Source organism: Paraburkholderia sp. SECH2 (assembly GCF_030464795.1).
Lineage (GTDB): Bacteria > Pseudomonadota > Gammaproteobacteria > Burkholderiales > Burkholderiaceae > Paraburkholderia > Paraburkholderia aspalathi.
The window spans coordinates 123,935-134,499 of record NZ_JALPRH010000022.1 but is presented as its reverse complement, the minus strand read 5'-3'; the positions used below and the strand labels follow the sequence as shown (position 1 = coordinate 134,499).

11 protein-coding genes are annotated in these 10,565 nt (G+C 62.5%); 7 read left to right on the top strand and 4 right to left on the bottom strand.

Going from position 1 to position 10,565, the window contains the following annotated elements:
- Positions 1-289 precede the first annotated feature (289 nt).
- The 7 genes from fliL (at position 290) to fliR (ending at position 4,940) form a co-directional block, all read left to right on the top strand.
- Complete coding sequence (gene fliL, locus M0D66_RS28965) at positions 290-796, top strand: flagellar basal body-associated protein FliL (protein WP_266212327.1); 507 nt, start codon at positions 290-292, stop codon at positions 794-796.
- Positions 797-873: 77 nt separating this feature from the next.
- Positions 874-1,872, top strand: a complete 999-nt coding sequence (gene fliM / locus M0D66_RS28960) for a flagellar motor switch protein FliM (protein ID WP_093640885.1) — start codon at positions 874-876, stop codon at positions 1,870-1,872.
- Positions 1,865-2,329, top strand: a complete 465-nt coding sequence (gene fliN / locus M0D66_RS28955) for a flagellar motor switch protein FliN (protein WP_093640882.1) — start codon at positions 1,865-1,867, stop codon at positions 2,327-2,329. The genes fliM and fliN overlap by 8 nt, the downstream gene beginning before the upstream one ends.
- Positions 2,326-2,961 (top strand): flagellar biosynthetic protein FliO, encoded by a 636-nt coding sequence (gene fliO, locus M0D66_RS28950; RefSeq protein WP_093640879.1) that lies wholly within the window; start codon positions 2,326-2,328, stop codon positions 2,959-2,961. Before fliN ends, fliO begins: the two co-directional genes overlap by 4 nt.
- Positions 2,961-3,803 carry a flagellar type III secretion system pore protein FliP gene (gene fliP, locus M0D66_RS28945; RefSeq protein ID WP_266212326.1) on the top strand — a complete coding sequence of 281 codons (843 nt, stop codon included), beginning with the start codon at positions 2,961-2,963 and terminating at the stop codon, positions 3,801-3,803. The genes fliO and fliP overlap by 1 nt, the downstream gene beginning before the upstream one ends.
- A gap of 38 nt (positions 3,804-3,841) precedes the next feature.
- On the top strand, positions 3,842-4,111 hold the full coding sequence (fliQ, locus tag M0D66_RS28940) for a flagellar biosynthesis protein FliQ (protein ID WP_093640874.1): 270 nt from the start codon (positions 3,842-3,844) through the stop codon (positions 4,109-4,111).
- 46 nt (positions 4,112-4,157) lie between these two features.
- Complete coding sequence (gene fliR, locus M0D66_RS28935) at positions 4,158-4,940, top strand: flagellar biosynthetic protein FliR (RefSeq protein WP_200621685.1); 783 nt, start codon at positions 4,158-4,160, stop codon at positions 4,938-4,940.
- Positions 4,941-5,016: 76 nt separating this feature from the next.
- Here the strand turns inward: fliR and flgL are convergent, their stop codons facing one another.
- The 4 genes from flgL to flgJ all read right to left on the bottom strand — a co-directional run bounded on the left by flgL (position 5,017) and on the right by flgJ (position 10,558).
- Positions 5,017-6,237: a flagellar hook-associated protein FlgL gene (gene flgL / locus M0D66_RS28930; RefSeq protein WP_093640868.1), complete on the bottom strand. Its 1,221-nt coding sequence runs from the start codon at positions 6,235-6,237 to the stop codon at positions 5,017-5,019.
- Between the two features lie 10 nt (positions 6,238-6,247).
- Complete coding sequence (gene flgK / locus M0D66_RS28925) at positions 6,248-8,230, bottom strand: flagellar hook-associated protein FlgK (protein ID WP_266212325.1); 1,983 nt, start codon at positions 8,228-8,230, stop codon at positions 6,248-6,250.
- Positions 8,231-8,375: 145 nt separating this feature from the next.
- Positions 8,376-9,149 (bottom strand): flagellar brake protein, encoded by a 774-nt coding sequence (locus M0D66_RS28920; protein ID WP_200653296.1) that lies wholly within the window; start codon positions 9,147-9,149, stop codon positions 8,376-8,378.
- A gap of 410 nt (positions 9,150-9,559) precedes the next feature.
- A complete protein-coding gene (gene flgJ / locus M0D66_RS28915; protein ID WP_093640860.1) occupies positions 9,560-10,558 on the bottom strand; it encodes a flagellar assembly peptidoglycan hydrolase FlgJ in 999 nt (332 codons plus the stop codon).
- Between the last annotated feature and the right edge of the window lie 7 nt (positions 10,559-10,565).

The window sequence follows — 10,565 nt, the reverse complement described above, 5'->3', positions numbered from 1 at the left end:
GCCGCCCCGCACAGGGGCAACGCTAATAGACCACTAACAAAACAAGGAAAGGCACCAAAGCCAGATCAGGGAAAGGCCAACGCCCTACGAGCACTGACAAAAGCGCCGCGCAGCCAATCCTCCGCCTGAAAGGGCAAAAAACCTAAATCCCGCGCCGTCAGGCAATCCCCCGCCTGAAAGGCAAAAACCAGAGATAGCCCTCAATAACCCTTCTTTTCGACCCATCGCGCCGCAGGCAAATCAACAACAATCACCATCACCAGCACTAAAGGCAAGCAAAGCAAACCTCATGGCAACCACGACCGCAAACCAGCAAGCCGCGCCCGCTTCCCCGGGCCCCTTGAAGCGCATCATCCTGATCGTCCTCATCGCGATCATCGCCGCAGGCGCTGCCGGCGCGGGTGTGTGGTTCTTCATGTCCAAACGCAACCCGGCGCCGGCATCAGCGACAACCGCCGCCGCACCGGCGCCGCTCCCCGTGCCGCTCTTCTTCCCGCTCGAATCGATGACAGTCAACCTGCAATCGGACGACGGCCAGCAACACTTCCTGCGGATCGGCCTGACGCTCAAGCTCAACGACCCGAAAACCCAGCAGGAACTCTCCGACCATATGCCGGAAGTGCGCAGCCGCATCCTCCTCGCACTGTCGAACAAACATCCGGAAGAACTCGCACCGCTCGAAGGCAAACGCGCACTCGCCACCGAACTCCAGACGCTGATCGAACAGCCGACCGATAAGGGCGCCGCGCCGGTCCACGTCCAGGACGTGCTGTTCACCGAATTCGTCGTGCAGTGACGTTCTCCGTGACGTTCTCAGTGGCGTTATCAAGCGCCGCCATCATTAACCGCTTCGGGACGCACGAGGAATAAGGAATGGGCCACGAAGAGTTCATGTCCCAGGAGGAGGTCGATGCCCTCCTCAAGGGCGTCACAGGCGAGTCCGACTCGGAAACCGAGCAGACCGACCGTGCGGGTGTACGCCCGTACAACATCGCGACGCAGGAACGCATCGTCCGCGGCCGGATGCCCGGCCTCGAAATCATCAACGACCGCTTCGCGCGTCTGTTGCGCGTCGGCATCTTCAACTTCATGCGGCGCTCGGCGGAAATTTCCGTCGGTCCGGTAAAGGTGCAGAAGTACAGCGAGTTCACCCGCAACCTGCCGATCCCGACCAACCTGAACCTGGTCCATGTGAAGCCGTTGCGCGGCACGTCGCTGTTCGTGTTCGACCCGAACCTGGTGTTCTTCGTGGTCGACAACCTGTTCGGCGGCGACGGGCGTTTCCATACCCGCGTCGAAGGCCGCGATTTCACGGCAACCGAGCAGCGCATCATCATGAAGCTGCTCAACCTCACGTTCGAGCACTACGCGGCGTCGTGGAAAAGCGTGCGTCCGCTGCAGTTCGAATTCGTGCGCTCGGAAATGCATACGCAGTTCGCCAACGTGGCGACGCCGAACGAAATCGTCATCGTCACGCAGTTCTCGATCGAGTTCGGCACGACGGGCGGCACGCTGCACATCTGCATGCCGTATTCGATGATCGAGCCGATCCGCGACATTCTCTCGTCGCCGATCCAGGGCGAGGCGCTCGAAGTCGACCGCCGCTGGGTTCGCGTGCTGTCGCAACAGGTGCAGGCAGCAGAAGTGGAACTGACCGCCGACCTGGCCCAGGTACCGGTCACGTTCGAACAGATCCTGAACATGCGCAAGGGCGATGTTCTGCCGATCAACATCCCCGAACACATCACGGCGAAAGTCGACGGTGTGCCGGTGATGGAGTGCGGCTACGGAATTTTCAATGGTCAGTACGCGTTGCGGGTCCAGAAAATGATCAGCGCAGCCGACACGATGAAGGATGGTGGATATGAGTGACCTGAACGCAAAGACTGAGGCCGAACTGGCCGCTGGCGAGCCGCAACTGGCCGCCGACGCAACCAGCGCCGAAGACGAAGCGGCGATGGCCGACTGGGCCAGCGCGCTGGCCGAGCAGAACGACAACACGGAAGTCAGCGCGACCACGGCCGGCGTGTTCCAGCCGCTCTCGAAGGTCGAACCGACCTCGACGCGCAACGACATCGACATGATCCTGGACATCCCCGTCCAGATGACCGTCGAACTCGGCCGCACCAAGATCGCGATCCGCAACCTGCTGCAACTCGCGCAGGGCTCAGTCGTGGAACTGGACGGCATGGCAGGTGAACCGATGGACGTGCTGGTCAACGGCTGCCTGATCGCCCAGGGCGAAGTGGTGGTCGTGAACGACAAGTTCGGCATCCGTCTGACCGACATCATCACGCCGTCCGAACGTATCCGGAAGCTGAATCGATGAAACGCGTTGCCGGTCGCGCCATGCTGCATGCGTCGCGCAATGTTCTCAATCGCGCTGTGCTCGCAGCACTGGCAACGACGGCAGCGGCCACCCCGGCGCTGATGTTCGCAGTGACCTCGGTGGCGACACTCGCCCCTTCAGCCGCGCACGCGGCCGACATGAACGCGGTCAACAACGCCGCGAAAATCGCCTCGGGTGTGGGAGCTGGTACAGCCGTTCCGGCGCTCGGCGTCGGCGCGGTGCTGCAAACCATCGTCGGCCTGCTGGTCGTGATCGGCCTGGTGTTCGCCTGTGCATGGCTCGCGCGCCGCTTCGGCTTGCAGCCGGCCAATCGCGGCGGCCTCGTGAAAACGATCGGCGGCGCCTCGCTCGGCGGCAAGGAGCGGGTCGCGGTGGTGGAGATCGGCGATACGTGGCTCGTGCTCGGCACGGCCCCCGGCAATGTGCGTCTGCTGCACACCATGCCCGCCGGTTCGGCCGCGCTCGATCCGGTCGCAGGCACGCAACCCGGCGCATCGGATGCATCGAGTAAAGGCTCAGCACTGCCCGGCACCTTCGGCCAACGCTTTCGCGATGCTTTAAAAGGCGAAGTGGGCAAACGTTTCAACGGGCAAGGCAACGGGGATCGGTAATGCAGTTCAGTCTTCTATCAGCGCACCCCGTGCAATCAGCACATCAAACGCACGCCACTCGCATGTCCCGCGCCGCCTCGAAAGTCATTCCCGTCCTGCGCCGCGTCGCGCCAGTCGTGTTGCCGGCGCTGATGCTCGCGCTGCCGACGCTGTCGTTCGCGCAAACCGCCGGCTTGCCGGCCTTCAATACGAGCCCGGGTCCGAATGGCGGTACGACGTATTCGCTGAGCGTGCAGACGATGCTGCTGCTCACGATGCTGTCGTTCCTGCCGGCGATGGTGCTGATGATGACGAGCTTCACGCGCATCATCATCGTGTTGTCGCTGCTGCGTCAGGCGCTCGGCACCACCACCACGCCGCCTAACCAGGTGCTGGTCGGTCTCGCGCTGTTCCTCACGCTGTTCGTGATGTCGCCGGTACTCGACAAGGCCTATAACGACGGCTACAAACCTTTCTCCGAAGGCTCGATGCCGATGGAGACCGCAGTCAACCGCGGCTTGGCGCCGTTCAAGACCTTCATGCTGCGCCAGACCCGCGAAAGCGATCTTGCCCTGTTCGCCCGCATCTCGCATGCAGCGCCCATGCAAGGCCCGGAAGACGTGCCGCTGTCGCTGCTGGTGCCGTCGTTCGTCACGAGCGAACTGAAAACGGGCTTTCAGATCGGCTTCACGATTTTCATCCCGTTCCTCATCATCGACATGGTGGTGGCGAGCGTGCTGATGTCGATGGGGATGATGATGGTGTCGCCCGCCACCATCTCGCTACCGTTCAAGCTGATGCTGTTCGTGCTGGTCGACGGTTGGCAACTGCTGCTCGGCTCGCTCGCGCAGAGCTTTGTTTAACGGGCTCACTCAATTCTTCACGCTTCCGGTACTACGCCATGAATCAGGAATCCGTCATGACGCTCGCGCACCAGGCCATGTATGTCGGCCTGTTGCTTGCCGCGCCGTTGCTGCTGGTCGCGCTGGTGGTCGGTCTGGTGGTGAGCCTGTTCCAGGCCGCCACGCAGATCAACGAAACCACGCTGTCGTTCATTCCGAAGCTGCTCGCGATCGCCGTCACGATGGTGATCGCCGGTCCGTGGATGTTGACGACCATGCTCGACTATCTGCGCCAGACGCTCACCAACATCCCGTCGCTCGTCAACTGAGCGCGGCCCCGGCCTCAGCTCGGCGCCTGCCCCCTTCCCCACTGCCATGTTTTCCGTCACCTACGCCCAACTGAACGTCTGGCTCACGGCGTTCCTGTGGCCGTTCGTGCGGATTCTCGCGCTGGTGGCGACCGCACCGGTGCTCGGCAACCGCTCGCTGCCCACGCGCGTGAAGATCGGCCTCGCGGCCTTCATCACGATCATCGTCGCGCCCACGCTCGGCGCGCTACCGCAGGTCACCGTGTTTTCCGCCGAAGGCGTGTGGATCATCGTCAACCAGTTCCTGATCGGCATCGCGCTCGGCATGACGATGCAGATCGTGTTCATGGCAATCAGCGCCACCGGCGATTTCGTCGGCCTCGGCATGGGTCTCGGCTTCGCGACATTCTTCGATGCGCAGGCCAGCAGTTCGAGCCAGGTGCTGTCGAGCTACATGAACACCATCGCAATGCTGGTATTTCTGGTGATCGACGGCCATCTGCAAATGATCAGCGCGCTCCTGACCACGTTCCAGTCCGTGCCGGTGTCGGCGAACATTCTGGGCGCGCCCGGCTGGCGCACGCTGGCGAATTTCGGCAGCACGGTGTTTTCGGCGGGCCTGCTGTTGTCCCTGCCGGTGGTCGTCGCGCTCCTGATCACTAATATCTCGCTCGGCATCCTGAACCGCGCCGCACCGCAAATCGGCGTATTCCAGATCGGCTTTCCGCTGACGATGCTGATCGGCATGCTGCTCCTGCAACTGATGATCCCGAACATGATTCCGTTCTTCATGCGCCTGTTCGACGTCGGCCTCGATCAGATGGGGCGCGTGGCGGCGGGGTTGAAGTAGCGCAGCCTACCCAAAACGAAGAAGGGCGGAACCGGCTCACGCCGGCTTCCGCCCTTCTTCGTTTCAGACTGCTCGCTTAATTCAGGTACTGGAACAGCGAGACGCTCTGAATCTTCACAAACGCCTGCTGCGCCGCTTGCAACGCGTTCTGCGTCATCGTGTACTGGCCGATCGTCTTGGCCATGTCGGTCTGCGTCAGATCCGCGAGGTTGCTCGACGTCTGCAATGTGTTGGTTTGCGTGACCGTCTGCAATGCCTGCACTTCCTGCTCGCGGCCACCCACTGCCGCCTGCGCGGTCACGACGTTGTTCATCGTGTTTTCGAGCTGGGTCATGCTGGTGGTCAGCGCGCTCTGGTAGCTCGCCGTCGAAGCGCCGCCCGACACCGGCGTTTGCAATGTAGTGATCAACTGGCTCAGGTTGGCGAACACATCCGTGCTGCCTTGCGTGGCCGGCGTCACCGTGAAGCTGTCGCCCGCGTTCGGCGCGCCGGTGATGTTCACCGTCTGGCCGCCGAGCGTAATCGCCGAGCCGGCCGTGAACGCTTGCGGCGTGCCCGTGGTCACCGTACCGGTCGGCGTGGTCTGGGTCACCGTGTAGGTAGTCGCCGACGAGAAGTTGATCTTGTACGTATCCGCATTGGCCGGATTGGTCGGGTTCGTCAGGCTCACCGTGCTGATCACGCCGGTGCCCGTATTGCCGGTCGTCGCCGCCGGCACGGAGCTGGTGCCGATCGCCGCCACGCTGCCGAAGATCGCAATCCCGTTGTCACCCGTCTGAATGGTGTGCGAGGACGTGATCTGCATGCTCGGCGTGCCGGTATCGCCCGAATAGGCCACGACGCCGGCCGAGTTGGTAGTGTACGGCTGCGCGGTGCTTTGATATCCGCCGAACAGGGCGTTGCCCTGCGGGTCGGTCGCATTGGCGAGCGTCATCAACTGGCTGCGCAAGCTCTGCAATTGCGTCGCGATCGAGCCACGGTCGCCGTCGTTCAGCGAACCGTCGCCCGCACGCAGCACCAGTGTGTGAATGCTCTGCAACACGGTGTTGACGCTGCCGAGCGTCGAATCTTCCTGCTGCAGCGACGCGAGCGCCGTGCTCTGGTTGGTCGTGTACTGCGACAAGCTCGTCGCCGTCGAGCTCAACAGCACTGCCTGCGCCGCGCCAAGCGGATTGTCCGACGGCGTGGAGAGGCTCACGCCGCTCGAGATCTCTTGATACAACTGCGACAACTGAGCTTGCTGATCGCTCATCGTCGCCACGTTCATATTGAAGTACTGCGTACTGGAGATGCGCATGTTCAACGCCTCACTGGAAGATGCCAAGTATCGTCTGGAACAGGGTCTGCGCAGTCTGGATGACCTTGCTGTTCGCCTGATAGAGCTGCTGATACTGAAGCAGGTTGGCTGCTTCTTCGTTGATGTTCACGCCCGAGACCGACTGCTGCGCGGTGGTGATCTGCGTCACCAGCGAGGTCTGCGCCGTACTCGAGGTCTGAATCTGGTTGGTCTGGTTGCCGACCTGGTTGACGTAGTTCGCATACGCGCCCGTCAGCGTGACCGTGCCGCCCGCCAAAGCCTTCGCCGAGGACAGGTTCGACAGCGCCAGCGCATTGCGGCCGTCGTTGTTCGCGCCGGTGTTCGGGCCGATAGTGAAGGTGTCGCCGTTAGCCGGTGCGCCGCTGATCGTCACCGTCACGCCGTTCATGCTGCCGGCTGTCGCGTTGTTGATCGTGAGCGTCGCGCCGGTGGTCGCCGAATACGGAATGACGGGCGTCGTGGCGGTGTTGTAGGTGGTGGTGGTCGGCGGCGTGCCGGCCGTCACCGTTACCGTCGAGTTCGCCGGGAAGCCGGTCAGGCCCGTACCGTTGTACGACAGCGTAGTGGTCGCATTCGGCATCGTGTAGCCGGCCGTCACCGTGCCTTGCGTGATCGTGCCCGTGCCGGTATTGCTCGCCGTTGCGGTACCGAGTACCGGTGCGGCAGCGGCGATCGCCGAAGGATCCGTGGTCGCGGTGTTGAAGCTGTTCAGCGCCCCACGGGTCGGTTCGACCGTGAACGAATCGCCGGGGTTCATCGTGCCGGTGGTCGAGAAATTCAGGCCGTTGATCGGCTGGCTCAGATTGGTCGCCGAGCCCACCACCGCGCCGCTCGAATTGTCGGTCAGCGTGTAGGTGGTGCCGTTATAGGCCAGCGTGTAATCGCCGGTGGTCGGCTGCGCGGAATTCGCGAACGAGACGCTCAGCGACGCGTTGCCGGTGTTCTGCGTATTCGCGTAGACGGTCGGACTGCCTACCGAGAACAGCGCGCCGCCCTGGGCGCCGGCAAGCGTAATGCCGAGGCTGTTCTGCGCGTTGACCTGCGAAGCGAAGCTCACCGCAATCGCGCCGAGCTGCGCTTCGGCCGGATCGAGCGTCTGGCTGCGGAATGCGAGCAGGCCACCGAGTGTGCCGCCCGTGACTTTGCTGTCAGGCAGATCTTGCGGCGCGGCGGCCGGGTTCGCACCGGCGAGGCCGAGATACTGCACCGACAGTTCGCTGGTGTCGCCAGTCGAAGGCGCGGTGCCCAGGTTGTAGCTGTTGGTGGACGACACGAGCGGCTGGCCGTTGCCCATGAACACGCTATAGCTGCCGTTGCTGTTCACGACGTTCACGCCGATCAGTTGCGACAGGTTCGACACAGCCTGATCGCGTTGATCCATCAGCTGGTTCGGCGGTTGACCTTGCGAGCTGGCCGCGGCGATCTGCCCGTTCAGCTGGGCGATCTGCTGCGTGTAGCTGTTGATCTGCGAAACGGTGTTGCTGAGCTGCGTGTTGACGCTCTGGCGCAGCGAGTCGTATTGCTGACCCGCGGCATTGATCTGGTTCGCGAGCGTCTGCGCGCCGCTCATCGCTGTCTGGCGAGTGGCCAGACTGGAGGCGTTGTTCGAGACGTTCTGCAGACCGGTGAAATAGCTGGTGATCGCGCTCGCAATGCCGGCGGTCGGGCTGCCGATCAGATTGTTGAGCTGCGAGATCATCGTGTTGTACGCGGACAGCGAGCTGCCCGAGCTCTGCGCATTGTTCAGCTCAGTGGTCAGATACTGGCTGTACTGGCGCGTCACGGTGACGGTCGAGACGCCCTGCGGCAAAAAGCCGGAACCCGTGTATTGGCCACCAGCTTCCGCATAGACCGGCGTTTCGATCGTGTAGCCCGGCGTCGACGCGTTGCTGATGTTCTGGCCGGTCGTCGTAAGTCCCCACTGGGCTGCGTTCAGTCCACTGAGTCCGAGATTGATGAGATTGCTCGACATGCGTCATCCTGAAGGGCGACACCGACCACTTGCCGCCGCGTTACTTGAACATCCTGTTTAACGGCCCCCGCGAAGAAAAATTGAGGGCCATTCCGATGCTTGTTTCAACGTTTGCGAGGCGCGTGCAGCAAGGTTCTTGCGCCGTTCAGCGCACCAGTGAGCGGCGCTTCATTTCGAGTTGCGTAATCAGTCGTTGCAGCGTGTTTTCGGCGCTGCCCGGCAGCGTCAGAAAACGGAAGCCGAGTTGATAGCGCTGCGTGCCGTTCGGCAACGCGGTGGAACGGTGCGACACCAGTTGCAGATCGAGCGAAAGGCGGCCGAGCGAGCCGAGAAACAGTTCGCAATCCTGCAGCCGCGTGCCCATCGGCAATTCGGCCACGCGTTCGTCCGCGGTGCGCATGCCGACGCCGCCGAGCGACAGATCGTGCACTTCGAAGCGGAACGTATCGCCTTCGGGCAAACGGCCGGAGCACATATACGGATCGAGAATCGGCGCATCGACGCGGAAATACTCGCGGCGCTGCACGTAGAACAGCACTTCGGGGAAGTCGGACTCGAATGCGGGCAGTCCTTCATAGCGGGTTTCGCGCGGGGTGCCGGTGGCGAACTCGACGCGCACGCCGTCAGGCGAAGCGTGGAACTGGCAGCGCGGCGCGCCCAACAAGCCTCTGTTCTGTTCGGAGAGCGCGCCCCAATCGAAAGTGAAGGTGCGTGCGCGCACGTCGACATCGAGCAGGCGCGTCACGAGCTGACCGCCCACATATTCGACGGTGAGGAAATCGCCTCGATTGACGAGGTTGCGTAACTGAACGCCAATCTCCAGCGGATTGCGGCGGCCGAAATCGGGCGCGCTTTCATCGAGCGTGGCGTGCGACTGGCCGTGTGCGTCGGTCTGGGCGTGCGACTGGGTAGTATCCATGGGCTTGCCGGTATGCATGTTCTTGCGGGCGCGTGCCAGGGCTCCTGCCGGGGCTTTCGCGCGGTCTTCATCGAAGCCGCAGCACGCGCGTTCAACCGGACATTAAATGCTTTCCGGTATCGGGTCTAACTGATTAGCGGCAGCATTCAGCCAAAATTTAGGGCCGTGTAATGAAATATTTGCCGCAAACGTTAAACGCCGATATTCCGGCAGTGGAATCCGTGTCCATTGAATACCGGCAGCCATCACGCCGGTTATGCGGGTGGACCGGCCGCCCGTAGGCGGCCGGCCTCCTCCGTCTTGTTATGCACCTGGCCCCGTCGCGTGCATACTTTATTCAAGAAAATCAAACTGCTTAAACTCACCGGCTGCGCAGCCGAGTGCGATTGCGCACCTGCATTAACGGCAGGTCAGCCCATTTTCTGCATGATGGACATCAGCTTTTTCGCGTAATGCGGATCGGTCGCGTAACCCGCGCGTTGCATGCCGTTGGCAAAACCATTCACGTCATGCGCGGAATTGATCACCTGCGCATAACGCGGGTTGCCCTTGAGCATGCTCGCGTAGTCGGTCATCGCTTCCTGATACGAATCGTACGCACGGAATTTTTCGACGGTGCGCTGCGGCTTGCCGTGCACATACTCAGTCGTGACTGTCGAGACGGTCTTGCCGGTCCAGTCCTTGGTCGCCTTGATGCCGAACACGTTGTGGCTGGTCGTGCCGTCCGACTTCCTGATCTCACTCTTGCCCCAGCCCGATTCGAGCGCGGCCTGGCCGATGATGAAGCGCGCCGGAATGCCGGTTGCCGCGCTGGCCGCTTGCGCCGACTCGGCAAGCTTGTCGACGAAGGCATCGACCTTCGGCGAACTGCCGTCGCCTCTGATCGGCGGAGTCAGCGCGCTGTTGGCCGAGTAGCCCTTGCCCATCGCCAGTTGGCCGTTGGCTTGCGCGTTGCCGTAAGCCTTCGCGAGCGCGTTCAACGCCGCGGTCTGGCCTTCGTCGCCGCCGCTGCCGCCACCAAGCGCATTGGCCATGCCGGTGAGTCCGCCGCCTGCGCCGCTCGCGCCGCCCACCTGCATGCCCTGATTGCGCATCATCTGCTTGAGCATCGCGTCGGCGACACCAATGCCCTTCTGCGACAGCTGTTGCGACAACTGCTGATCCATCATCGATGTGAAGGTGGCGCTGTCATGCGAATCGAACGGGCCATCCTGTGGCGTCGCATCGCGCATGCTCTTCAGCATCATCTGGGTGAACACCGCGTCGAACTGCTGCGCGGCCATCTTCATGCCGGCTTGCGGCGAAGCCTTGGCCTGTGCGCTCAGCTTGCCGAAGCCCTGCACGTCGAGCGCGAAGCGCTGGGTCAGGTCGTTCGCCGCATTGGCGGAGTTGGTCGTATCCGAATTCATCTGTTGT

Bases quoted from the DNA above. Each gene is read 5' to 3' on its own strand.
- fliL (WP_266212327.1), top strand. From the start codon at position 290: ATGGCAACCACGACCGCAAACCAGCAAGCCGCGCCCGCTTCCCCGGGC.
- fliM (WP_093640885.1), top strand. From the start codon at position 874: ATGGGCCACGAAGAGTTCATGTCCCAGGAGGAGGTCGATGCCCTCCTC.
- fliN (WP_093640882.1), top strand. From the start codon at position 1,865: ATGAGTGACCTGAACGCAAAGACTGAGGCCGAACTGGCCGCTGGCGAG.
- fliO (WP_093640879.1), top strand. From the start codon at position 2,326: ATGAAACGCGTTGCCGGTCGCGCCATGCTGCATGCGTCGCGCAATGTT.
- fliP (WP_266212326.1), top strand. From the start codon at position 2,961: ATGCAGTTCAGTCTTCTATCAGCGCACCCCGTGCAATCAGCACATCAA.
- fliQ (WP_093640874.1), top strand. From the start codon at position 3,842: ATGAATCAGGAATCCGTCATGACGCTCGCGCACCAGGCCATGTATGTC.
- fliR (WP_200621685.1), top strand. From the start codon at position 4,158: ATGTTTTCCGTCACCTACGCCCAACTGAACGTCTGGCTCACGGCGTTC.
- flgL (WP_093640868.1), bottom strand. From the start codon at position 6,237: ATGCGCATCTCCAGTACGCAGTACTTCAATATGAACGTGGCGACGATG.
- flgK (WP_266212325.1), bottom strand. From the start codon at position 8,230: ATGTCGAGCAATCTCATCAATCTCGGACTCAGTGGACTGAACGCAGCC.
- M0D66_RS28920 (WP_200653296.1), bottom strand. From the start codon at position 9,149: ATGGATACTACCCAGTCGCACGCCCAGACCGACGCACACGGCCAGTCG.
- flgJ (WP_093640860.1), bottom strand. From the start codon at position 10,558: ATGAATTCGGATACGACCAACTCCGCCAATGCGGCGAACGACCTGACC.